The organism is Bacteroidota bacterium, from assembly GCA_016714535.1.
Taxonomy (GTDB): domain Bacteria; phylum Bacteroidota; class Bacteroidia; order AKYH767-A; family OLB10; genus JADKFV01.
In genome coordinates, this window is sequence record JADKDR010000009.1 from 1 (window position 1) to 22,939 (window position 22,939).

The following is a 22,939-nucleotide window of genomic DNA, read 5'->3' on the forward strand; positions in this document are numbered from 1 at the left end:
ACCTATGATGATTTCAGTTGGATCGTATTTTATGGCGTGGGCTTTTTTTTCGTGGTAACGATGATGATATACGTTTTCCCACGTTTGTTTGGGTTTAAAAAACCATTGCCTATAACCAATACTACACCACGTCCTAAAGTAGCCTTCCCTTCTTGGTTTTGGTGGGGTGGAGGTGTTTGGCTGGTAGTATTGGGATTTTTGTTAGGTCATTTTTCTTCACCTAAATGGCTGCTCAATTGGGCTTATGTGCCGCTTTATTGGGGTTTAACTTTTTATTGGATGGCATTGTTTATAAACGAACCGGAGGCAAATCTATGTTCAATAACGATCCAAGAGTTGGTTGGTATTGGTGTATCATCTACTGCCGGATGGCTCATTTTGAATACTTAAATTTTTTCGTGCTTGAATTTTGGTATTATCCTAATGGTGAAATGATTCCCGATGCTCAGTTTTGTACGTATGCAATTTTTGCATCATCTGCTTTGTTGCCATTGGGTTTCCAGTTTTATAGTTTGTTTAATTCATTTCCCCGATTTGTAAGTCTTTATCAGAATGGGATAAAAATTCGCTTTGGAAAAAACATGCAGGTCCTGATACTTGTAGCCTCTTATATAGGATTATTTTTAATGAGTTTTATGCCTGATATTCTTTGTCCTGTAATATGGTTGGCACCCTTGTTTATACTTACATGCATGTTAGACTTACTTGGTATATGGTCACCGTTTACACCAATTACCAAAGGTAATTGGTCGCCTGTGCTGCTTACTGCCCTTACCTATCTGGTATCAGGATTTTTGCTTGAAGGGCAAAACTTCCTGAGTGCAACGCATGAAGGTGGAGTGCTACATTCGCACTTGCCAGGGTACTGGGTTTATAATGTTCCATTTATAAATAAATTTCATGTTTTTGAAATGCCCGTGATGGGATTTTATGGCTATCTACCCTTTGGTATATATTGTTTGGTTTGGTGGATATGTTTTGCATTCACGCTAAATATTCCTACCAACTTTGCTAAGTACGAGAGTCCTGTATATTAAAAATCAAGAATCAATATTAGTTTATAATTCTTTTTGTGTAATGATAAAAACTATCAGATGAAAGAAAAAATTACATCCTTGCTTATTGTTGCGATGTTGTATATGGTGACATCAACTTTGCAATCACAACCTCTTAAATGGGATGGAGAAGAAAAAAAATTGGAAATCGGCAATAAGGTGACTATATTGGAAGATGCAAATGGTATCCTTACTTTTGAGCAAGCACGTGGTGACGGCTACAGCAAGCAGTATAAGCCCTCCGAATCCACTAACCTTATTTTGGGATATACGCTGTCGGTGTTTTGGGTTAAGTTTTCACTTGATAATTCGATGGCTGCGCCCTTACTGTTGGAGGTAACGCAAGCAGGATTGCCCGACTGCGATCTTTATTATAAAGATGACAGCAATAAAACCGTTTGTTGGCAAGCCGGATTCAATACAGAATTTAAAGACCGTGCCGTAAAGAGTTCGTTTCAGGTTTTTCCACTCTTAACAGGCCAACGCGATTATTATTTGCGACTCACTACAAACTCCGGCCCAATACCTTTGCGTATTTATACCAAGCCAGAGTATGATGAAAAAACCATCTATCTGAAATTTGTTTATGGAATTTATTTGGGATTAATGTTGTTCGTTTTTCTCAGTAACATGTTTTTCTTTTTCTCCATGCGACAATTTCTGTATTTGTTTAATGCTATCATGGTATTAATATTTATTACGTACTCAGCAATCGTTGTTGATGGTTTTATTGTATATTTTTTCAATAAGGTGGATATGCTATTTTGGTACACCATAATTCCTTGTTTTGGAGTAACACTACAAACCCTTTATTGTTTGTGGTTTCTAGAAGTGAAGAAATACAAACCCCGTGTGTACAAGTTTACTATCTGGGCCGTAGTTATATTTTTTGCCTGGTGGATAATCGAATTCTTCCTTCCTTTTCCAATTAAGCAACCTATAAACACGTTGCACTCGCTATTGTGCTTCTTTATTATGGGCCATACATTGGTGTAGTGGTAGGCCGAAGTGGCAACCGCTTTGGATACCTTTTTGCTCTTACCTATTTCGCATATTTCTTGCTTGTACTTACCGAGGCCGCGTATATCAATGTTGGCAAGCCGGAGTATATTCTTGGTTTTAGCTACTCGGGCTGGGCAACTGTAATGGAAGCGCTGGCACTTTCATTCTTACTTACACAACGCTTCGAAGTTGAAAAGGAGGATGTGTTGCAAAAAGAAAGTGAAACACAATTAAGGCTAATGGAAAAAACTTTGGAAAACGAGCGAATTGTGCGTAATCAGAATAAGATGCTGGAACAAAAAGTGGAAGAACGTACCCGCGATTTGCAAATGGAAAAGCAAAAAAGTGACGACTTGCTATTAAACATATTACCTGCCGAAACCGCCAATGAACTTAAGTTACACGGAAAGGCATTGGCCAAATCATTCGACATGGTTACGGTTATGTTTACCGACTTTAAAGATTTTACAACTGTTAGTGAAAAAGTGAGTGCCGAAGTGTTGGTTGAAGAAATTAATACATGCTTTAGTACGTTCGACCTGATATTGCAAAAACATAATGTAGAAAAAATAAAAACTATAGGCGATGCGTACTTATGCGTTACCGGCTTGCCGGTAAGCAGTTCAACTCATGCCGAAGATATGTTGAATGCAGCTCTCGAAATTCGCGACTTTATGGAGAAACGCAAGCAAGAACAAACAGCACGTGGTGGATTTTCGTTTCAGATTAGACTAGGTATGCATACCGGACCTATTGTAGCTGGCATAGTAGGCCTTAAAAAATATGCTTATGATATATGGGGCGATACTGTAAACTTTGCTGCACGTATGGAACAAAACTCTGAAGCAGGTAAAATAAATATAAGTGGTACTACCTACGAACTTATAAAGGATAAATACAACTGTTCTTACCGTGGAAAAATTCCGGCTAAAAACAAGGGAGAACTGGACATGTATTTTGCAGAGCGAATAGGGGAGATGGCTTAATTTTTTCAAAGAGCAGATACAAAGTATGAGTATCGCTCCCAACGCATTTTTATAGTAAACGAAAGAAGCCGCAAAATTTCTTTTGCGGCCTCACTACATTACTAACCTTAAAACTAATTATTTAATTTAACTAACCAATGTGAGTTTATTTGCATAAAGCAAGTCACATTAGTTTTTCGACTCAATGGCGCTCACTATCTGCTCACTCATTGGTTTGGTGCCCGACCGATACCGATGAATCAGCTTGCCTGATTCGTCAAATAAAAATTTTTCGAAGTTCCATTTTATATCTCCTGTGAAATCAGGATTGGGTGCTTGAGTTAACCACTTAAACATTGGATGTTGGTCATCTCCATCAACTGATAGTTTTGAAGCAACCAAAAAGGTTACCCCATAATTTTTGCTGCAAAATTCTGCAATCTCCTTGTTAGTGCCTGGTTCCTGACGTCCATAGTTGTTAGCTGGTACACCTACAATAACTAAAAAATTTTTCTGGATTGGATACTACCTTTTTACGCTCGTAGTCGTAACAGAGTATGCCGGTTTTTACAATGGCAATTTCTTTATCACCTTTTTGAATGCGATAGAAAATATCAAAGGAGGCCCGTCCTGTAATTTTTATTGCAATCGAAAAATTAAGAACATCACTCAAAAACGCTTCGTTTTTATACACAATTTGCGCATCGGTCATGATAATGCCGTTGCCAAAAAAATTGAGCTCAGTGCTTTGAATCGATTGTAAGTAAAGCACACGTGCCTCGTGCGCCAGGCTAAGCACCCTATCGTTGCTTAGGTGATTTCCATAGTTAAGGTCGTACACGCGCACGGTTAACAAACATTCATAAACCTGCAGATTTTGCGGAAACTCTATAACAAAACGTGACATATTAAAATGCAAAACAAGTAAACTTCCCATACTTATCAATAAAATGATATTTAAAATCGGTTTGTGCAACTTCAATTTCTTTTTTATGTTTACCCAATAAAGAATACTAAGCTATGATTGCAGAAACAGAATTAATCTTAAATCCTGATGGAAGTGTATATCACCTTAATCTAAAGCCTGAGGACATTTCGGATATCATTATCAATGTAGGCGACCCGGACCGCACCAAAACAGTAAGCGATTTTTTTGATAAAATAGAAATACGCAAGCAGAAGCGCGAATTTGTAACGCATACCGGCACGTATAAAGGCCGCAGAATGACTGTTATTTCTACCGGCATTGGCACAGATAATATAGATATCGTTTATAACGAACTAGATGCATTGGTAAATGTAGACCTGGATAAGCGTGTAATAAAAGACCAAAAGACAGCGCTAAAGTTGATAAGGTTAGGCACTAGCGGTGCACTGCAAGCAGATATTGCCCCTGATAGTTTTGTTTTCTCACTCTATGGCTTAGGATTAGATGGCCTGCTAAATTTTTATCGCTATGAAAATACGGAAGACGAAAAGGCAATCATTCAGAAATTTCAGGAATATTATCCTCATTACAATACGTTTGCCCAGTCATATTTATTTAAAGGTAGCAAATTGTTGTTGGATGCAGTAAGCGAAGGAATGTTCAAAGGCATTACTGCATCTTGTTGCGGCTTTTATGGTCCGCAGGGGCGCATGGTACGCGCGCCTTTGGCGCGTGCCAATATGATTGACCTCTTAAGTGATTATCGATTTAATGATTTACGCATTACCAATTTTGAAATGGAAACCAGTGCCATGTTTGGCCTTGCCAGTATTTTAGGACATCACTGTGCAAGTGTGAATGTAATTGTTGCAAACAGGGTGCGGAAGGAATTCAGCAAAGATTATAAGAAAAGCCTGAACGAGATGATTGAAACCACCTTAGACCGACTGGCTACCTTATGAGAATAGTTTATTTGATTGTATCTATTTACCTCTTTGCATTACTAACATCGTGTACAATGCAACCTTTGCAATACAAACGATACGAAAAGCTGAAAGTTGCGAAACTTAAACTTAATCCTGAATTGCAAATGGACTTGGTGTTTTTTAATCCGAATGGTGTTGGATGCGCTTTAGAAAATATTGATGTAAAAATTGTGAGTGAGTCAAATGATACGGTTGCATATGTAATTTTGCAAAATGAGATTAAACTTCCGGCAAACACTGAATTTAAAGTACCCATTGCGTGCAATATTTCGACAGGAAGGCTTTTGAAAAATTCATTACAAGAAATGATTAACGGTGAGGATATACAGGTAACTTATGTCGGAAATTTTACAGTGCGTAAATTTATATTCAAAAAAGAATATAGTTTTGTTTCGAAAGAAAAGTTTAATCGAAAAATGTTTCTAGGATTTTAATTTTATAAAAAATGAAAAAAAGAAATTTACTATGGCTGCTAATTGCTTTCCTGTTTGCTACAAATACAAAAACTCAACTGAATTATGTTGACCAGCAATATAACTTTGTAAAGGAAGCAAGTGTATTGTATGGTGTCGATAATCAATATAATGGTGCTAACACTAACTTGTACATGGACATATACAAGCCTGTGGGTGACAATAATACTTCGCGGCTTATATTGATGTTTATACACGGTGGAGGCTTTGTGCAAGGAACGCGGCAAGAGATGGATCAAATGTGTATTGACTTTGCCAAGCGTGGCTATGTTACTGCAACCATTGATTATAGATTGGGATTTTATCAACCATCTTTTTACCATCACCTTTTGCTTACGATTCGGCAGAGGTGGTGCGGGCTGCCACGTGCGGTTCAGGATGCTCATGGTGCTATGCGATTTTTAAAAGGCAGAGCAGCGCAGGATAGCTCAAATGTAAATCTTGCTTTTGTAGGCGGTGCAAGTGCAGGCAGCATTACCGCGATGCACATGACTTATGTAGATAAATTAGCTGAGGAGCCTCCCGCTGCTGGTTCTATAAGTAATGTAGTTACTAACACTCTTAATGTACCACGACCTGCCTTAGGAAGTATCTTTGGTGTGCTTAATCAAAATGGTCAAAATTCGCAGGTACAGGCTGTCGTAAATATATTTGGTGCATTGCTCGATACCTTGTTAATTGAAACAGCCAATGATGTACCTTTATTCAGCTACCATCAAACTGGTGATCCGGTTGTGGCATGCGACAATAAAAAAGGCTTATGGGGTATGCCTCTTGGCATAGGCCAAAATTATCCTTACCTCTATGGTAGTTGCAGTATTGAACCACGTATGCAAACGCTAGGGTTTACTGCTCAACATTATCAATCTATTATTTATACCGGAAATACCCATGGAATTCATGATGCTGTCTTGCTTGATACCACCGCAGCCATATTTCTGGCACAACGTATTCAGGAAATATTTTCAATCTCGATTCCTGAAAGCAAACAACTTATAGCTACGGTATTTCCTAATCCAGCCAATAATATTATTACCATACAAACAAATGTACTGGATGGTGTAACCGTAAGTATATACGATGCTATGGGTAAGTTGTGTTTTGATGATAATGTTACCAGCAGTGAGCCTTCGTTTAATATCAGCACGGCTAGTCTTAACTCGGGCTTATATACACTAAAGGTAACTTCCAATAAATCAGAACTTGTAAGGAAGGTATTGATTATCCATTAAATGATGCCAGTTTATTTGATGATACGCGGGTTGTAAAACCTGCAAGTTGGAGAATCTAAACCTGCTTAGATTTCGCTATTATCAGTCAATTAGTTTCAATTTTATGTTGGCAATGCATGTTTAATCAAAATAACACATACTTAACTACACCAAAGAGTACCAATGGTCTAAAACATTTCTTTAATTTGCGCCTCAATTTTTTGTATTAAACTATGGTAAAGAATTATGACTCAGATGTAGAGGCAGTCGATGAATTAAGAAAATCATATTCGGCTCTAAGATCAGAAATAGGAAAAGTAATTATTGGACAAGATGAAATAGTACGTGATGTGCTGATTTCAATATTTAGCAATGGCCACTGTTTATTAGTTGGTGTTCCGGGACTTGCAAAAACGCTTTTAGTAAATACCATTGCACGGGTTTTAGGACTATCGTATAATCGTATTCAGTTTACCCCCGACTTAATGCCTTCGGATATTATAGGCACCGAAATTTTGAATGAGCAACGCCATTTTCAATTTATTAAAGGTCCATTGTTTGCTAACATAATTTTGGCCGATGAGATTAACCGAACGCCACCAAAAACACAAGCTGCATTGCTCGAAGCCATGCAAGAGCGCGCTGTTACAGCTGCTGGTAAGCGCTACGAACTCGACAGTCCCTTTTTCGTATTGGCTACACAAAATCCGATTGAGCAAGAAGGAACCTACCCATTGCCCGAAGCGCAGTTAGACCGATTTATGTTTAACGTGTTGCTTACTTACCCCAAGTTTGATGAGGAAGTTACTGTGGTAAAAAATACTACTTCGTCATACAACCCTGAACTGAAAAAAATAGTAAGTGGGGAGGAGATACTTGCCTACCAACAATTAATTAAGCGTGTTCCAATTCCTGACAATGTATTGAATTATGCTGTGGGATTAGCATCTAAAACCAGAACCGGCACAAGCACTGCGGCAGCAGTATCCAATCAATATATTGCCTGGGGTGCGGGACCAAGAGCGTCACAATTTTTAGTAGTAGGCGCCAAGTGCCATGCTATACTTAATGGTAAATATGCCCCCGATATTGAAGATGTAAGGGCCATAGCGCCAGCTATACTGCGCCATCGCATAGTGAAAAATTATAAGGCCGAGGCAGAAGGCATTTCGGTCGAAAAGATAATTGACGACTTAATTAGGTTGTAAAAAAAAAGCATATCAAACGATATGCTTTTTTTTTGTAATCTAGTTGACTTGTTAGTCTATTTCGTTCAGTTTGCTTTTTAAAGCTTCTACTTGCTTTAATTGGTCATCCGTTTGCAACTTGGCATCTTCCTGCTTTTTGATATTGTCTTGAATATCTTTTTCACGATCTGAAATTTTGCGTTTATAATCTTCGATGTCGCGCTCATAGTCGGCCTTTCTTTTCACCAAATCCTTTTGATCATCCTGACGTTTTTCCAATTCTTTGGCTGCTTTTTCTACTTCTTCTTCTACTACTTTCTTTTTCATACGAACAGCAAAATCATAGAGATACTTCTTTACATTATCTGCATCTGCCTGCGAAGCAGTAGTGCTTACAAATTGCCCATCTTTAACCACAGCTGCTGTAAGGCGCACACCGCCCTTGTCTTCGAGCAAGCGAGAAAAAATGGCAACAGGCGAGGCACTCATGGATGGGATTACGGCATTGGCAGCGCTCACATCATTTTTATCCGTAGTAAGTTTTGCCTTTTGATCTTCAAGCATTCTTTTCCATGCCTTCATTACAGTCTTATATTCGGTACCTTCCATATACACCGAAAAAACATTGTTCATGCTTCCCCCAATGTTGTCAGTAGTTTCGGAAATTGTTGTTTTTGTGCTGTCAATAAGCCGGAGCATAAAATAAATGCCAGGGCTAAATACATTTTTACTTTCATCATCTTTTTTACTTTCATCATCTTTTTTGTTTTTATTTTTTTTAAAATTTATCGGGGATGTTCAATAATTATGCCGCATAGCGTAAAGGCAAAACTAATTTTTTTTATCATTAAAAATACATTTTACAAACTCCAATAGCCGTTAGTACACAAACCAAATCTACCAGCAACATAATGGCAAGGGTGTAACGTGTGTTTTTTATGTTAACACTTCCATAGTAAAGGGCAATTACATAAAAGGTAGTTTCGGCTGCACCTTGAAACAAACAGGACAGTTGCCCGGCCAGGCTGTCGGCTCCATAGGTTTTCATGGCATCGAGCATAAATCCTCGTGAGCCTCCGGCACTAAAAGGTCGCATGAGTGCAACAGGAAGGGCATCTATTATTTGCCTTTCCACATTAAAATATCCAAGTAATGTGCTAAGTCCACTCATTAGTATATTCATCAATCCACTGTTTCTAAAAAGGCTAAGCACAGCAAGCATAGCAATCATGTAAGGCAATATTCGCAAGCCTGTTGTGAACCCATCTTTGGCACCATGCACAAACGAGTCGAATAGGTTGGTATTTTTTGCAATAAATATTTTTTCACGATAAAACGCATAGCCCACTATGGATAGAATAATAATTAGCAATACTGCATTGCTCAGGTTGCCAGTAAACGATAACTTGGTAGTGCTGTCAAGTTTTTGTATATAAAACAAGAGCATACTTATTAACGCACTTACACCAGTTACCAGGCCAATAATAGTAAGGTTAACCAAGTTGATGCGTTGTCTGATGCTAACAAAAACTAAGGCTGCTACGGTACCTATAAACGAAGTAATTATACATGGCACCATAATATCGGACGGATTTGCTGCATGTTGTGCTGCACGATACCCAATGATGGAAGTGGGTATAAGGGTAAGTCCGGCCGCGTGAAGACATAAAAACATAATTTGACTGTCAGATGCTTTGTCTTTGTCAATATTAGTTTCTTGTAAACTCTCCATGGCTTTTAGTCCAAAAGGGGTAGCAGCATTATCAAGACCCAAAAAATTTGCTGCAAAGTTCATAGTCATAAAACCAAAGGCCGGATGGCCTTTTGGCAATTGAGGAAAAATTTTATTAAACAAAGGAGAAAGTAATCTGGCTAACCCCGATGTTGCATCCGAGTCACTTAGCAAGTGAAGCAACCCGCAGAAAAAAGTGAGATAGCCGATTATAGGGAGCCAGATATCTATGATAGCATTTTTACATGTAGGAAACAATCCATCGGCAGCCTGTTTTCCGTGGCTCACTTGTACTATCATATTGTTGGCAAGTGTGTACGTTTTTCCAAGATGCTCCGCTGTTTTTTCCGAAATTAATTGGTTGTATAACAAGGTGTCTTCCTTTAGCGAACTAAGAGCAACTTCACTTACTAACACCGGATCGTTTTGCTTTCCATTGATAACACCACTAAGTGTGTATATGTTGCCTGCAAACAGATTGAATAGTATAAATACAATACTGGAAATAATTATAAATGTCCAAAACCTGCTTAGCGCCATAAACTATAAATGGTTGAATTGTTTGATTATGCAATTATAGATAAAATAGTTGCAAGAAAAATATGGCTTTCTCGCAGCATTTAAACAATAGCAAAATACTGACTTGGGGTGACTAAATATGTCTGCTGCCAAATACTTATTGGTCAACTTTTTGCCATCGGGTGCTTGTTATTAAGTTGCATAGCAAGGTAACAATCACTGCGAGTCTTTTGGAAAAAAAAAGTAATCAATTTTTATAAAGCATAAAATAATGAAATACTCATTCGTTAGTTTGGTAATTCATAAGCTTAGAACAGGTGCATCTGCATTTCCCCTATTTATTTCATCGCTTTCTTAATCAACCTAAAGGCCCAATCGTAATGACTGGAAGTAGCCGAAATAAAATACGCTCCCAAGGAAGTGGTGCCCGTCCATTTATATCTCTTTTTTTCAAAAAGTTCCTCGTTACTATGCTTGCCAATTAATTCCATCATTTGGATATTTGACATAGTTAATTGCCTTCTTGCATTTTTTAAGTCGGTGGCACGATAGGTTTCCCATATTTTTTTATTCAAGTCAGGTGTAGTTTTCCAGGTGTATCCTTTGGCAGGCACTTCGGGCAAAGCGCCCTTCATGCCAATGTTGTACCATTCAGCCATAAGCAAGTGCCAGTGATATAGATGTGCAAGCACATCTCGTATGTTTCGGTTCATGGTACCCTTAGGAAATTCCTTATTTTGTTCTGCAACCGAAAAGGAGTCAACAAGATTATTTAAGGCTTTAAAATTCTTTTCGCTCAGGCTTAGCAATTCTAGTTTGTTGGTTGGTCGTGGCATGATGTTTTTGTTTTAATAACTGGCTTTTATTCAAGAATTATATTTATTGTCATACAGCAAAAGTAAAAAACATAAATCGTTGACATTGTATGGCGAGCAATTTATTTTTTGATTAACCAAAAAGACCAGTCCATCAAGAAATTTTTATTCTATAAGTCTTATCAAGCTGAAGTTATAATTATATAGGATAAGAAAACTTTGCAAGGCAAAATTTTATTACTTCGTCATCAATTTATGGAAGATATTCTTGCTATCATAAGTCTTATTACCATTATTTTGTTTAGCACCATCACCAGTGAAGCATTAACAAGGTATGGATTGGTTCAAGCTACGCTTGGCCGCAAGTTGCTTCATATTTCTGCAATTACAAGTTGTGCCGTTGCTCCATTAATTATTGCAAATCACATTGTATTTGTATGTATTGTGGCTTCTTTTACTATCATACTTTTTTTTGCGGTTCGCAAAAAACTTTTTCAGCTAGATCAAGCACATCATCGCAGTTGGGGCATCTTCTTTTTTGTATTGGCATTTTTAATTTTAATCGTGTTATGCCATCCACATAGTAATTATTTAATTTTTTATCCCATGATTATAATGGCCTGGAGTGACAGTGTTGCAGGTTTAGTTGGGATTAAATTTTCAAAAAAATATTTTCAACCAATTAGCGAGAAGAAATCACTATTGGGCTGCCTAGCTTTTTTTTCAACAAGCTGCCTTATTTTTGGTTTATCAAAGTTGTTCCCGGGGCGCTTCCCTGTTATTCCATTATCGCAGGATGTAGCGTATTTTATAAGTGCTGTTATCATTATTGGATTAATGCTTACGCTATGCGAAGCAGTTTCTACCCGCGGCAGCGATAATTTATCAGTACCATTAGTTGCAGCTATACTGATGCATTTACTTTTCGAAAACAAAACTTCATCTCCCATAGTTCAATATTGGTTTGCCATGATGCTAGCAGTACTATTTGCTGCGGCAGCATACCGATATAAGTTGTTATCGTTGAGTGGTTCACTTACAGCACTTGCACTTGCTTTTTTTGTTTTTGGTATAGGCGGATTAGCATGGTCCGTACCAATACTATTATTCTTTGTTAGCGGAAGTCTTGCTTCAAAGCTTAATAAAAAATCAGGAGTAAGCAGCGATGCTAAATCTAAAAGGCCTCGCGATTATATTCAGGTAATATGCAACGGTGGTGTTGGTTTAGTTTGCATTTGGTGTTATGGTATAACAGCCAACACCGATTGGTACCTGGTGTACCTTGTTAGCATAGCAGTGAGCACAGCCGATACGCTTAGCAGCGAAATTGGAATTTACATGCGTAGACAAACGGTACATATTATAAATTTTAAAAAATTGCCGACAGGAGTTTCAGGCGGAGTTTCGTTACCCGGAACGTTGGCAGCCGCAGTTGGTGCTGCGTGCATAGCCGCAGTTGGCGTTTTTTATCTTTCTACAAATTATGCAAAAGCATTTGTTTTAATAACAACATTAGGTTTTGCTGGTAGTATTGCAGACAGCATAATTGGGGCCTGTCTACAAGCAAAGTATATGCATACCGATACAGTTAGCGATGTGCCCCAACATCCGGGTGATAAATTAATTTCCGGTATGCGTTGGATGACCAATGATATGGTAAACATTCTAGCGAACATCATTATTAGTTTGCTAGCCGTTCTTTTAATTAATATACCACAATAGGCATGTATCTGCTCTTACACTTACAGTTGCGCATGCAATCTTGCGGCAAAGCAAAAGGGCAATGGTACCTAAAACCATAGCTTTGCATATTTTCAGTAAAATCACTAGTAGCACATGCCAAAATTCTGTGCCAACTGTTTGTAATAATTACGTACGCAATTGACACGTATTAAAATTGCTAAACAAAAAAACCAATTTTCAATCAAGATTTGATTAGCAATGAAAAAGCCAGTTGTAAACTAATTGTTCGCCATAGGGGGTGAGTACCGACTCGGGATGGAATTGCACTCCACGCAAATTAAATTGCTTGTGCTTTGCTGCCATGATGTTGTTTTCTTTATCTATAGCGGTAATCTCGAGGCTGTCGGGAAAGTCATCTTCATCAACCACCCACGAGTGATACCTGCCGCATTCAAATTCGTTGGGAATATTAGCAAAAAGTAAATCCGGTTTTACAATAACGGTTGGTTGGGCAATACCATGCTGAACCTGCTTAAGGTTTTTGAGCTTTGCTCCAAAACAAATTCCCATAGCCTGCAATCCAAGACATACACCAAGTATTTTTTTTGTAGGGGCATATTTTTGTAGCAGAGGCAAAGTAATACCTGCATGTTCCGGTAAACCCGGGCCGGGCGAAATCAGTATTGCATCGAATTCTGCGGCTTGTTCAAGCGTAAGTTTATCATTTAAAAAAACACTGGTTTTTATACCCTCATATTTTTCTAAATAGTGCACAAGATTATATGTGAACGAATCGTAATTATCAATGACTAAAATGTGCATATTTGAAAAAAATTTACGCGCAAATTAATTTTCTTATGGATAATAAAAAAATCATATTTACCGAGCAGGCACCAAAACCTATTGGACCTTACAGTCAAGCAGTATTGATAGGCAATACAATATATGTTAGTGGACAAATAGCAATTATTCCGGAAACGGGTGCTATGGCTCTGGATAATATTATTGAAGAAACCACCCAGGTTATGAAAAACATTACTGCAGTGCTTGATGCGGCAGGCATGAGCTTGGCGCAAGTAGTTAAAACCAGTATTTTTCTTAAGGACATGAATAGTTTCGCTCAAGTCAATGAAGTGTATGGGTCCTTCTTCAGTAAGAATTTTCCAGCACGCGAAACAGTTCAGGTAGCACGTCTTCCAAAGGATGTAAATGTTGAAATATCAGTTGTTGCTGTTAAAGACTAAGCGCAAAAAATATTTTTTGTAAATAAACGCTTTATACTCTATGGGATAATTACAACGGAAAGTGTTGTATTCAAAGTTTTAATTATTGAAAGAATGCAACCTTTGATTGTGTAAGTTCATGCCTACCAGGTTGAAGAATATATTGCTTAGTTTGGATGATTTACTGACGGTATCTATATGTTTTGTTTGGACTTTTAAAGGTTATGCTTTCAGATCCTTCTCCTTTTTCAGTATTTAACCCAAACTTGCGGTTATTTTTTTTTTAATTATTCAATTGTTACATTTGTACTCCATAGGATTCATGAAAATCATTTTAAAAAGCAAGTCCAAAAAATTTTAACGAATAAAATTATATCAGAATGAAAAAAAAGTTATTTAGCGTTCTATTAGTATTATGCTGCGTTTTCGGATCAAAAGCGCAACTCGTAGTTAATGAATACTCGTGTAGTAATCTTACACAGTATGTTGACAATCATAGCGACTACAACGATTGGTTCGAAATATATAATGCAGGTGCAAGCTCTGTTAATCTGGCTGGTTATTATCTAAGCGATGATTCGTTGGTTAACAATAAGTATATAATACCACCTAATGTTTCTATTGCAGCAAATGGTTTTTTACGCGTTTGGGCTTCGGGCCGCAACGAGGTATCATTACCCCATTTGCATGTAAACTTTAAATTAACTCAAACCAAAAAGAATAGCGAGTTTATTGTTATTTCAGACCCATCGGGTGTAATTCTTGATTATGTAAAACTTAGCAAGCAAACCAAGAATGGCCATTCGCGCGGCCGTAAACCTGATGGAGGTTCTACATGGGGAGTATTTACAGTGCCTACTCCTAATGGTACTAATAATAATGCATTGCAATACATTCGTTATGCAGATAAACCTGATTACAGTGTAAATGGTGGCTATTATGCTTCGGCCCAGACGGTTACCATAACTACAAACGACAGTAATGCCATCATTCGTTATACGATTGACGGCAGCGAACCCACCAATGCATCTCCAGTATATTCTGCGCCAATTACTGTAAGTTCAACAAAGGTATTGAAGGCAATAACATACACCAGCAATCAGGGAGTACTGCCAAGTTTTATAGAGTACCAAACACTTTTTATCAATGTTTCTCATACGCTTCCAATTGTGTCTGTGTCGGCTACCTCATTAACAAGTTTGGCTAATGGAAATGGAAATCTTGAACCTCACGGATCTTTTGAGTTGTATGATACAACCGGAAATCGTGTTGGACATTCGTATGGTGAGTTTAACCGTCATGGACAAGACTCTTGGGTGCTAAGTCAAAGAAGTCTTGATTTTATTTCGAGAGATGAGCATGGGTATACGGACGCCATTCGTGAGCAAATATTTCTTGACTCGCCTCGCGATAGTTATCAGCGTGTGATGATACGTGCTGCCGGAGACGATAATTATCCTGCTGATTTTAATTCAGCCAATGCAGGAAGTGCACACTTACGCGATGCCTATATTCATACACTTGCTATTAGAGGAGGTATGAACCTGGATGTACGCAGAGCAAGAAAAGTTGTAGTGTATTTAAATGGTCAATACTGGGGTGTGTATGATATTCGTGATAATCCTGATGATCATGATAATACTAAATTCTATTATGGACAAGATAAATATAACTTGCAGTTTATTGAAACATGGGGAAACACATGGGCACAATATGGAGGCCAGGCTTCACTTACCGCTTATAGCTCTTTGCGCAGTTATATATTAAACAGTTCAAATAATTTTAGCGATCCAGCGAAGTATCAGTTTGTCTACGATCAGTATGATGTAACCAGTTTAGTGGATTATGTTATTGCCAATACATTTACCGTTTGTACCGATTGGTTAAATTATAATACAGGTTGGTGGCGTGGAATGGATAGCACCGGTACGCACTTAAAATGGGGTTATATATTATGGGATAATGATGCTACCTTCGATCATTATATTAACTATACTAATGTACCAGGAACCCTATATGACAGCGACCCTTGCGATGTAGAAAACAGCTCGCAAGTAAGCGACCCACAGTTTCACATTGATGTTTTGAATAAGTTACGTCAGAACCCTGGCTTTAATCAATATTATATTTCGCGTCAGATTGATATGTGGAATACCGTATGGAGTTGTAGCAATATGCTTGCAGAATTTGATAGTGTTGTAGCTGTAATTGATCCTGAGATGGCAGCACATGCTACACGTTGGGGCGGAAGTTACAGCGGTTGGGTTGCTAACAAAAATACACTGCGCCAATTTATTGAAAACCGTTGCAATTGGATGCATAATGGATTTATTAATTGCTATCAACTTACAGGACCTTATGATATAACCATTACTGCAAATCCTACTAATGGAGGCTCTATTGATTTTAATACTTTAAAGCATACGCAACTTCCTTTTACCGGAAAATATTTTGGTGGTATGGATAACAAATTTCATATAGACGCAAACCCCGGATACACCTTTGCCAATTGGTCGGCCAATGTAAATACCATTAATCCGATTAATACCAGTGTAGATATTACAGTTAACCCAAATGCTTCAGATACGATAACTGCACATCTTACCTTTGGAATTGGATTTTTGGAGCACGAAGGATCGGTTCCGCATATGAGCGCATTTCCTTCTGTATTTAATAGTGCTACAACAGTGGAGTATTACCTTCCTGAAAATGCATCGGTAAATATCAGAATATTCAATAACCTTGGAACTGAAGTTGCTACCTTGGTAAGCAATATCGAAATGGTAAAAGGTAACTACATGGTAAATGTAGATTTTGGTCGCACCCAATTACCAGCCGGAGTGTATTATGTTCAGATGATTGCCGGTGGTCACAAAGCTGAAACTAAATTGATGTACGTAAAGTAAATCTCTTTATAATCATAATATATTAAACCACCGGAAATTAAACCGGTGGTTTTTTTATTGTTTTGCACTTTAACTCAGAATGCCTTCTATGTCTATTGAATATAAACTATTACTAAAGCGCATACTTCTGCTTCAGGTGGTTTACCTGGTATTGAGACTATTGTTTGTTGTTTTCAATTTTGCATTTCTTGATACGGCAAGCAGCAACATATGTATGCTTTTTGTGCATGGGGTAAGGTTCGATATGGCAGCTATTATTTATACCAATGTGCTTTTTATTTTGATGCATTTGTTTTGTTTTGGTTTGTTTCACAATAAAGTATTCCAACATTTACTATTCACCTTATTTTTACTTTGCAATACAGTTTTTTTTGCCTTTAATTTTATCGATTTAGCTTATTTCCCTTTTTCGCATAAACGAAGCACTATGGATGCCCTGCGCATTTGGACCATGGGAACCGACACCGGAAATAACCTGACTGATATGGCCATCGATTTTTGGAAGGCTCCCGTATTTCTGATCTCGTTTGTTGCGATCTTAATCATTTTTTATCCTAAGTATAAAGACATCAAATACAATTATGCGGGATGGAAGCAAATTGTGCTACGTTTATTTTTGGGTATAATAATTTGCGGCCTCTGTTTTGGCATTGTGCGCGGTAGCTTAAGTATTAAGCCCATGCAGGTATTCAAACAGCATCGGCTGAAGCAAATACAACCAATGCACCTTTTGTGTTGAATACGACTTATACCATGATCCGCTCTTATGGGCAAGAAACGATTGAAACTAAAAACTACTTTTCGAATGAGGAATGCGACAACATCGCTCCATATATTAAAAGGGTAACAAGTGGCAATACTGATTTCGATAAGAAAAATATAGTCATCATTATTCTCGAAGGAATAGGCAAGGAGTACATTGGTGCATATACTCCGCAAAATAATTTTACACCTTTCCTCGATTCGTTGCGCTTGCACGCTACCGAATTTTCGAATAGCTATGCCAATGGCACTATGAGTATAGAAGGTATTCCGGCAATTGTAGCAGGTATTCCTTCGTGGATGAACAACACTTTTATTTCTTCGCCTTACAACGGCAATCAATTCCCCCCCCCCCCCCCCCCCCCACAATTTGAATCGATTGCTACCGTGCTGAAAAAGGAAGGATATAGTACTGTTTTTTTTCATGGGGGTAACAATGGAACCATGGGCTTTGATAACTTTACGCTAGCAGCTGGCTTTGACAAATACATTGGAAGAAGAGAATACGGCAACAAAGATTATGATGGCAATTGGGGTGTATTCGACAAACCATTTCTTGAATTTGCCTGCAGGCAAATGACACAACTCGATACCCCATTTTGTTCCACCATTTTTACATTGAGCTCGCATCATCCATACACCATATCCGATGATTACAAAGAATTGGTAAAGAAAGGCAACCATCCTTTTTTGAGTTCTGTTAATTATGTTGACTATGCTTTAAGTAATTTTTTTGCCATGGCAAAAAAAACAGATTGGTATGAGCATACTGTTTTTGTTATAACTGCAGATCATACTAGTCATCGCACCTTACCATATTATCAAACAAGGAAGGGCCTATACGAAATTCCGCTGTTGATTTATGATGCAAAGAGACCGGTGCACAACGAAGTAAATACTTGTATACAGCAAATTGATATTTATCCTACATTACTTGGTTACTTGGGGTATAACAACTATGTTTATTCATTTGGTAATAATGCATTGCTCGATTCTGCCAATACCGTAATACAATATGGCAATGGTGCTTATCAATTGATAAGCAAGGATAGCTTGCTTGAGTTTGATGGAGAAAAATTTATAGGATTATATCATCATGCGAGCGATAGCTTATTGCAGCAAAATTTAAAAACCAATGTTGAATCTGAAGGCTTTATGCAACAGCGCCTAAAGGCATCGGTGCAGCAGTACAACAACCGTATGATAAAAAATAAAATGGCCATACGAACAGCGCGTTAATCATTCAACTTAATCGAAATATTGTAAACCTGTTCTTGTGGTTTTGGGCTTTCAGCTGGTTTGTCGGATGCAACCGCAGGTGTGGTAGAATAAACAACACGAATTCCTGTTGGGTGTGTAATTTTAACTTCGGCATGACGTATTTTGTATTCAGTAATGCTGAATTGTATATTCAACGTTTCGTGAAAGGTAATGCGTACTCCACGATTATGTGTCTTTGCAAATTTTAAAAGCGATGCTATGCGCATTGCTTCAGCATCTATTAATTCGTGAACACCACTTTTAATTTTGATATTACTGGTGTTGCCTTTGTTATCTACATCAAGCTGCATTTGCACTACACCTTCAATTCCCTTTTCTAGGCAAAGTTCAGGATATTTCATTTCGCTTAATATAAACTTGCGCAATTCTTCGGGCCCACCTGGATAGAATGTTTTGCTTATAAAACTTTCAGGCTTTCTGTTTTTTTTCATTCTTTAAATTTTACTTTTCGGTTACGAAAATATCATATTTGGTTTTGGGCCTGTCTGCTATTCGCCAATTAAAGCCTCGCAATAGTAGTTCGTTGGTGTTTAACTCATTCATTGGATATAGCGTTGCTTCGGGCTTGGTAAGCATAATGATGCGTTTCACTGTATTACTATCTATGTAAATAACCATGTCGGTGCAGTCTGCACGGTTTACACCTATATACTTCTTGGCGTCATCGCGGGCGTAGTAGATGGTTTGTCCACTTCCTGTTACCGTTATTTGCTTTAATTCATTATCACTAAATAATCCAATCATATCCGCTCCCTTTATCTGATTAAATCGTTCAGCATCTTCTTGAGAGGCGATAAATGATTTGTCGTACATAAATAATTTGTCAATCCGTTCATTAGCAAGTTGCAAGTAAATGGTGTCGGCTGTAATTTGATTAGAATCGGTCCACAAAACAGGATCGTTAAACATGCGCAATAATGTATCAGTATTACTATACGATAGCGAATCGCAACGTCCCTGCATGTTTGATTTAAAAAACACAACATGGTGGTAAGCAAAATAAGATTTATTTCCGGTAGCAGTGTCCTCAATAGCATACAAAGTATCAGCGTGCATAAATAAGGTATCGTTATCCATTACCTGCATCAGTTGCGATCTGCCGGTTACAAAAGAGTGTTGCGTGACTTCACTATAGCTGGCATAGTTACCTCCAATGAGTACTTTTTGATCATCATCTGAAATCATTACATTTCCGTAAGCTTCGCCAAGTCCCTTTTTCTTATCATAACGAAGGCTGTCGCCAACTATTTTTTGTCGTTTACTTTGTATATAAGCATCGTTACTAAAATAGGACTTATCGTTGTCGGTATTATACCATCCATTCTTGCAAAAGATAAATGTGCTGTCTGCACCTGTTGAATTAATATGCGTGGGGCCAACAAAATAGGCCGTGTGCGTTAAGGTGTTGTATAGTAACGTGTCCGCAAGGGTTTATACCTCGGATTAACCAATACCACAGCATCTCTGAACGAAAGCATTTTGGTTTTTCCATTGTATAAACCGACACGACTGGTTAGGGTGTTTTGCTTGTCAACGATGGTTGCTCCTGCAGTATAATTAGCGGCTTCAGTTGCCATGTCATAATGCAATTCCTCTGTGGTTAAGGTCATTTGATTATCACTCATATACACATTTTGCCGAACAATAGCTTTACGTGTATCGCCATTATAGTTCAGGTATTTGCCTGTAAGTTGGGCTCCATCCGGTTTTGTGATTCGCACATTTTCGTAGGCTTCAATCTGGTTTTGCTCATCATAAAAATACGCGCTGTCACAGTACATGCGCATCTCTCCCTGACTAAATATAACATTGCCTCTTAGGCGTCTTGCCTTGCTAAAGCCTTGATCGTATACTAACTCATCAGCCTGCTCGAGTTTAATCTTTTCTTTTTTTTCCTGCGCATACAAATGGCAATATACCATGAACAACAGCATGGCGGTTAAGAAAAATCGTGTCTTTATTATCGATTCCATATTTCTATGCAAAACTACTATTTCAACTATAATCTGATATGTGCTTGCAATGAACTGTTAAAATATTTTTACGCGTTTGTATTGTGTATAAGCAATATCTGATTTTCTTTGCATCAATCACAAAAAAATTTAATTAGAGGATATGATGAAAAAAAATATTTTACTGCTATGCCTTGTACTTTCTTCCATTGTGGGGGTTAGTCAAAACATGATAGGGTTGCAAGGAAGTAATTATGCAGGAATAAATGCTATACAGCAAAACCCTGCCGCAACTGCCGATTCGCGTTACCTTCTTGATATCGCAATTGGTACTGGAGGCGTGTATTTTAATAACGACTATTTCTATCTGCAAAAAAACAAAACTGCGTTTTTCGGAATGCGTGCATATACTGATGCATTAACAAACGATGGATTATCTGAAAAATTAGATCTTACTAAATCGTTTAACGAAGGAACAGTTAACTTTAGAGGCATGGTATTGTCAGGGCTTTGGTCAATCAATCCGAAGCATTCGGTTGGAATTTATTTTCAAGCACGCGCTGCCATCACACTATCGAAGGCCACGCCACAAGCAGTTAATTTTGCAAACAGTGGTTTTACAAATGAATCCTTATGGAACAAAACCCAAACCGTTCGCGACCTTGATTTTTCAGCTGCCAGTTGGCTGGAATATGGAGTTTCTTATGCTACAGTTTTTCATAATAAGAACAATAATGTGTGGAAAGCAGGAGCAAATTTGAAATATTGTGGAGCTATTGCGGGTGGTTATGTTAAGGATGTAGATTTGGATATATTAATAAAGAATGATTCGCTTGCAGATATTACCGTGCGTAATATCGAATATGCACGAGTAGATGTTGAAAATTCTAGTCGCGAGAACTTTGCCGGTACCGGCTTTGGATTTGATTTGGGAGTACAGTATGAATGGCGCGAAGACGCTTCGGTATATTCAACTGATCCAAAAGGGCAGGCAATGAGAGAGCGTAGTGTAAATAAATATAAGTTACGTGCCGGCCTTTCTATCATTGACATTGGTGGTTTAAGTTTTAATGAGAACACGCAAGTTAACCGCGTAGAAAACCGCAGTGGAACTAATTATTATTGGAAAGGTGTAACCTATAGCAACATTGAAGATTTTGATACTAGTTTTTCAAACTTCTTTTATGGCGATTCGCTAAAGACACGCGTAGCAGATAATTTTAAAATGTCGCTTCCTACTGCTATCAACATTCAAGTAGATTATCATATCAAAAAAGACTTTTATGCAGGCTTTCAATTTCAGAAAGATATAAATTTTGGCGATAAGTCGCGCCCCACAAGCCTGGAGTATCTTAGTATTATACCTCGTTGGGAGCGCAGATGGTTTGAAGTCAGTTTGCCAATTTCATTTATGGAGTAAAAGAAGATATCTGCAGGAATATTTCTGCGCTGTGGTCCATTGTTTTTTGGCAGCGATCGTATTGGAAATTTATTTGGAGGTAAAGACTTGTATGGCATGGATTATTATGGTGGCCTCAAAATTCCGTTATACCATCGCAGGTACGAACCTAAATCATAAGCACAAGATACAAAGCAATAATTGAATCTAAGGAGCCGGAAGTTCTTCCGGCTCTTTTGTTTTTCATTAGTACTTGATGGTTACAATACAAAATAAGAAATCGTTTGATTTATTATCATTTATTACTAAAAATCTAATTGCGTCTTTTTAAGAATTGAATAAAGTAGATATCAATTATTGTAAAATGAAAATACTAGCAAGTGTGAGGTTTATAAGAAGCAATGATTGGATAATAATTTAGTTCAACATCTGTTTTTTTTTAATTCAAGAATAAAATGTTGATAAGTGTAAACCCAATTTATAATAAAAGCTGATTAGAATTTTTAGTGAAAGAAAAAATCACTTTTCATTTTGCACCAACTACCTTAAAAACAAAAAGCGCCAAAACCATTGATTTTAGCGCTGTTTCGCGATTTTATTTGAAGATTTAGTTACGCGAGCAAATTAATTATTGTTTTCTTGATGTTTATTTAACGATGCAAAAGTAATCAATGTATTTCAATAAACATAATACATGATTGATTTTTTTTAACATGGAGTTTATCGAAACCCTATCTTGTAATTTAATAAGTAATTGAATTCAGTTTTACTGGTTGTTAAACATCGCATTCATATTTTTTTTAGCAGCAAAATTGTATTCTGATTTTTGATACATCATTTTATTTGGTACATGTATTTCT

The 22,939-nt window shown here is 37.6% G+C and carries 23 protein-coding genes; 14 read left to right on the forward strand and 9 right to left on the reverse strand.

The window, feature by feature from the left end; translation table 11 throughout:
• From IPO27_12580 to IPO27_12595, 4 genes are all read left to right on the forward strand, one after another.
• The coding region (locus IPO27_12580) for a hypothetical protein (GenBank protein ID MBK8847323.1) at nucleotides 1–390 on the forward strand (390 nt) is incomplete at its 5' end.
• Nucleotides 391–398: 8 nt separating this feature from the next.
• Nucleotides 399–1,037 (forward strand): hypothetical protein, encoded by a 639-nt coding sequence (locus IPO27_12585; GenBank protein MBK8847324.1) that lies wholly within the window; start codon nucleotides 399–401, stop codon nucleotides 1,035–1,037.
• A 57-nt stretch (nucleotides 1,038–1,094) separates the two neighbouring features.
• Complete coding sequence (locus IPO27_12590) at nucleotides 1,095–2,051, forward strand: hypothetical protein (protein ID MBK8847325.1); 957 nt, start codon at nucleotides 1,095–1,097, stop codon at nucleotides 2,049–2,051.
• Nucleotides 2,018–3,043, forward strand: a complete 1,026-nt coding sequence (locus IPO27_12595) for a hypothetical protein (GenBank protein MBK8847326.1) — start codon at nucleotides 2,018–2,020, stop codon at nucleotides 3,041–3,043. Before IPO27_12590 ends, IPO27_12595 begins: the two co-directional genes overlap by 34 nt.
• 168 nt (nucleotides 3,044–3,211) lie before the next feature.
• On the opposite strand, the gene IPO27_12600 is transcribed toward IPO27_12595, so the two are convergent.
• Nucleotides 3,212–3,541, reverse strand: a complete 330-nt coding sequence (locus IPO27_12600; GenBank protein MBK8847327.1) for a hypothetical protein — start codon at nucleotides 3,539–3,541, stop codon at nucleotides 3,212–3,214.
• Nucleotides 3,501–3,929 carry a thioesterase family protein gene (locus tag IPO27_12605; GenBank protein MBK8847328.1) on the reverse strand — a complete coding sequence of 143 codons (429 nt, stop codon included), beginning with the start codon at nucleotides 3,927–3,929 and terminating at the stop codon, nucleotides 3,501–3,503. The genes IPO27_12600 and IPO27_12605 overlap by 41 nt, the downstream gene beginning before the upstream one ends.
• Nucleotides 3,930–4,042: 113 nt before the next feature.
• Between IPO27_12605 and IPO27_12610 the strand changes: the two genes are divergently transcribed.
• The 4 genes from IPO27_12610 to IPO27_12625 all read left to right on the forward strand — a co-directional run bounded on the left by IPO27_12610 (nucleotide 4,043) and on the right by IPO27_12625 (nucleotide 7,828).
• Nucleotides 4,043–4,912 carry a nucleoside phosphorylase gene (locus tag IPO27_12610; GenBank protein ID MBK8847329.1) on the forward strand — a complete coding sequence of 290 codons (870 nt, stop codon included), beginning with the start codon at nucleotides 4,043–4,045 and terminating at the stop codon, nucleotides 4,910–4,912.
• Nucleotides 4,913–4,968: 56 nt separating this feature from the next.
• Nucleotides 4,969–5,370 carry a hypothetical protein gene (locus IPO27_12615; protein MBK8847330.1) on the forward strand — a complete coding sequence of 134 codons (402 nt, stop codon included), beginning with the start codon at nucleotides 4,969–4,971 and terminating at the stop codon, nucleotides 5,368–5,370.
• 11 nt (nucleotides 5,371–5,381) lie between these two features.
• Entirely contained in the window at nucleotides 5,382–6,641 is a 1,260-nt protein-coding gene (locus tag IPO27_12620) for a T9SS type A sorting domain-containing protein (protein ID MBK8847331.1), read from the forward strand.
• Nucleotides 6,642–6,853: 212 nt separating this feature from the next.
• Nucleotides 6,854–7,828, forward strand: coding sequence for an AAA family ATPase (locus IPO27_12625; protein ID MBK8847332.1), 975 nt, complete (start codon nucleotides 6,854–6,856; stop codon nucleotides 7,826–7,828).
• A gap of 51 nt (nucleotides 7,829–7,879) precedes the next feature.
• On the opposite strand, the gene IPO27_12630 is transcribed toward IPO27_12625, so the two are convergent.
• The 3 genes from IPO27_12630 to IPO27_12640 form a co-directional block, all read right to left on the reverse strand.
• Nucleotides 7,880–8,506, reverse strand: a complete 627-nt coding sequence (locus IPO27_12630) for a hypothetical protein (protein ID MBK8847333.1) — start codon at nucleotides 8,504–8,506, stop codon at nucleotides 7,880–7,882.
• A gap of 148 nt (nucleotides 8,507–8,654) precedes the next feature.
• Complete coding sequence (locus IPO27_12635) at nucleotides 8,655–10,079, reverse strand: spore maturation protein (GenBank protein MBK8847334.1); 1,425 nt, start codon at nucleotides 10,077–10,079, stop codon at nucleotides 8,655–8,657.
• Nucleotides 10,080–10,396: 317 nt separating this feature from the next.
• Nucleotides 10,397–10,894, reverse strand: coding sequence for a ClbS/DfsB family four-helix bundle protein (locus tag IPO27_12640; protein MBK8847335.1), 498 nt, complete (start codon nucleotides 10,892–10,894; stop codon nucleotides 10,397–10,399).
• A 198-nt stretch (nucleotides 10,895–11,092) separates the two neighbouring features.
• Here IPO27_12640 and IPO27_12645 point away from each other — a divergent pair, with 198 nt between their 5' ends.
• Nucleotides 11,093–12,595: a DUF92 domain-containing protein gene (locus tag IPO27_12645; GenBank protein MBK8847336.1), complete on the forward strand. Its 1,503-nt coding sequence runs from the start codon at nucleotides 11,093–11,095 to the stop codon at nucleotides 12,593–12,595.
• 213 nt (nucleotides 12,596–12,808) lie between these two features.
• Here IPO27_12645 and IPO27_12650 read toward each other — a convergent pair whose 3' ends face one another.
• Nucleotides 12,809–13,378 (reverse strand): aminodeoxychorismate/anthranilate synthase component II, encoded by a 570-nt coding sequence (locus tag IPO27_12650; protein MBK8847337.1) that lies wholly within the window; start codon nucleotides 13,376–13,378, stop codon nucleotides 12,809–12,811.
• Nucleotides 13,379–13,413: 35 nt separating this feature from the next.
• Here IPO27_12650 and IPO27_12655 point away from each other — a divergent pair, with 35 nt between their 5' ends.
• The 4 genes from IPO27_12655 (at nucleotide 13,414) to IPO27_12670 (ending at nucleotide 18,686) form a co-directional block, all read left to right on the forward strand.
• Nucleotides 13,414–13,800 carry a RidA family protein gene (locus tag IPO27_12655; GenBank protein ID MBK8847338.1) on the forward strand — a complete coding sequence of 129 codons (387 nt, stop codon included), beginning with the start codon at nucleotides 13,414–13,416 and terminating at the stop codon, nucleotides 13,798–13,800.
• A 359-nt stretch (nucleotides 13,801–14,159) separates the two neighbouring features.
• Nucleotides 14,160–16,685, forward strand: a complete 2,526-nt coding sequence (locus tag IPO27_12660) for a CotH kinase family protein (protein MBK8847339.1) — start codon at nucleotides 14,160–14,162, stop codon at nucleotides 16,683–16,685.
• Nucleotides 16,686–16,773: 88 nt separating this feature from the next.
• The gene (locus IPO27_12665) at nucleotides 16,774–17,424 is read left to right on the forward strand and encodes a hypothetical protein (protein MBK8847340.1); all 651 of its coding nucleotides are present in this window, start codon (nucleotides 16,774–16,776) and stop codon (nucleotides 17,422–17,424) included.
• 14 nt (nucleotides 17,425–17,438) lie between these two features.
• Nucleotides 17,439–18,686, forward strand: a complete 1,248-nt coding sequence (locus IPO27_12670) for an LTA synthase family protein (protein MBK8847341.1) — start codon at nucleotides 17,439–17,441, stop codon at nucleotides 18,684–18,686.
• Here the strand turns inward: IPO27_12670 and IPO27_12675 are convergent.
• From IPO27_12675 to lptC, 3 genes are all read right to left on the reverse strand, one after another.
• Complete coding sequence (locus IPO27_12675) at nucleotides 18,683–19,159, reverse strand: TonB family protein (protein MBK8847342.1); 477 nt, start codon at nucleotides 19,157–19,159, stop codon at nucleotides 18,683–18,685. The genes IPO27_12670 and IPO27_12675 overlap by 4 nt on opposite strands.
• Nucleotides 19,160–19,169: 10 nt before the next feature.
• Nucleotides 19,170–19,913: a hypothetical protein gene (locus tag IPO27_12680; protein ID MBK8847343.1), complete on the reverse strand. Its 744-nt coding sequence runs from the start codon at nucleotides 19,911–19,913 to the stop codon at nucleotides 19,170–19,172.
• Between the two features lie 212 nt (nucleotides 19,914–20,125).
• Complete coding sequence (gene lptC / locus IPO27_12685) at nucleotides 20,126–20,701, reverse strand: LPS export ABC transporter periplasmic protein LptC (protein ID MBK8847344.1); 576 nt, start codon at nucleotides 20,699–20,701, stop codon at nucleotides 20,126–20,128.
• A 142-nt stretch (nucleotides 20,702–20,843) separates the two neighbouring features.
• Here lptC and IPO27_12690 point away from each other — a divergent pair, with 142 nt between their 5' ends.
• Complete coding sequence (locus IPO27_12690; GenBank protein ID MBK8847345.1) at nucleotides 20,844–22,100, forward strand: hypothetical protein; 1,257 nt, start codon at nucleotides 20,844–20,846, stop codon at nucleotides 22,098–22,100.
• Nucleotides 22,101–22,939 lie beyond the last annotated feature (839 nt).

Excerpts from the sequence above, each read along its gene's own strand:
- IPO27_12650 (MBK8847337.1), bottom strand. The coding sequence starts at position 13,378 with ATGCACATTTTAGTCATTGATAATTACGATTCGTTCACATATAATCTT.
- IPO27_12675 (MBK8847342.1), bottom strand. The coding sequence starts at position 19,159 with ATGAAAAAAAACAGAAAGCCTGAAAGTTTTATAAGCAAAACATTCTAT.
- IPO27_12630 (MBK8847333.1), bottom strand. The coding sequence starts at position 8,506 with ATGCTCCGGCTTATTGACAGCACAAAAACAACAATTTCCGAAACTACT.
- IPO27_12640 (MBK8847335.1), bottom strand. The coding sequence starts at position 10,894 with ATGCCACGACCAACCAACAAACTAGAATTGCTAAGCCTGAGCGAAAAG.
- IPO27_12605 (MBK8847328.1), bottom strand. The coding sequence starts at position 3,929 with ATGTCACGTTTTGTTATAGAGTTTCCGCAAAATCTGCAGGTTTATGAA.
- IPO27_12660 (MBK8847339.1), top strand. The coding sequence starts at position 14,160 with ATGAAAAAAAAGTTATTTAGCGTTCTATTAGTATTATGCTGCGTTTTC.
- IPO27_12625 (MBK8847332.1), top strand. The coding sequence starts at position 6,854 with ATGGTAAAGAATTATGACTCAGATGTAGAGGCAGTCGATGAATTAAGA.
- IPO27_12670 (MBK8847341.1), top strand. The coding sequence starts at position 17,439 with ATGATCCGCTCTTATGGGCAAGAAACGATTGAAACTAAAAACTACTTT.
- IPO27_12615 (MBK8847330.1), top strand. The coding sequence starts at position 4,969 with ATGCAACCTTTGCAATACAAACGATACGAAAAGCTGAAAGTTGCGAAA.
- IPO27_12655 (MBK8847338.1), top strand. The coding sequence starts at position 13,414 with ATGGATAATAAAAAAATCATATTTACCGAGCAGGCACCAAAACCTATT.
- IPO27_12590 (MBK8847325.1), top strand. The coding sequence starts at position 1,095 with ATGAAAGAAAAAATTACATCCTTGCTTATTGTTGCGATGTTGTATATG.
- lptC (MBK8847344.1), bottom strand. The coding sequence starts at position 20,701 with ATGGAATCGATAATAAAGACACGATTTTTCTTAACCGCCATGCTGTTG.
- IPO27_12680 (MBK8847343.1), bottom strand. The coding sequence starts at position 19,913 with ATGATTTCAGATGATGATCAAAAAGTACTCATTGGAGGTAACTATGCC.
- IPO27_12610 (MBK8847329.1), top strand. The coding sequence starts at position 4,043 with ATGATTGCAGAAACAGAATTAATCTTAAATCCTGATGGAAGTGTATAT.
- IPO27_12635 (MBK8847334.1), bottom strand. The coding sequence starts at position 10,079 with ATGGCGCTAAGCAGGTTTTGGACATTTATAATTATTTCCAGTATTGTA.
- IPO27_12665 (MBK8847340.1), top strand. The coding sequence starts at position 16,774 with ATGTCTATTGAATATAAACTATTACTAAAGCGCATACTTCTGCTTCAG.
- IPO27_12690 (MBK8847345.1), top strand. The coding sequence starts at position 20,844 with ATGATGAAAAAAAATATTTTACTGCTATGCCTTGTACTTTCTTCCATT.
- IPO27_12620 (MBK8847331.1), top strand. The coding sequence starts at position 5,382 with ATGAAAAAAAGAAATTTACTATGGCTGCTAATTGCTTTCCTGTTTGCT.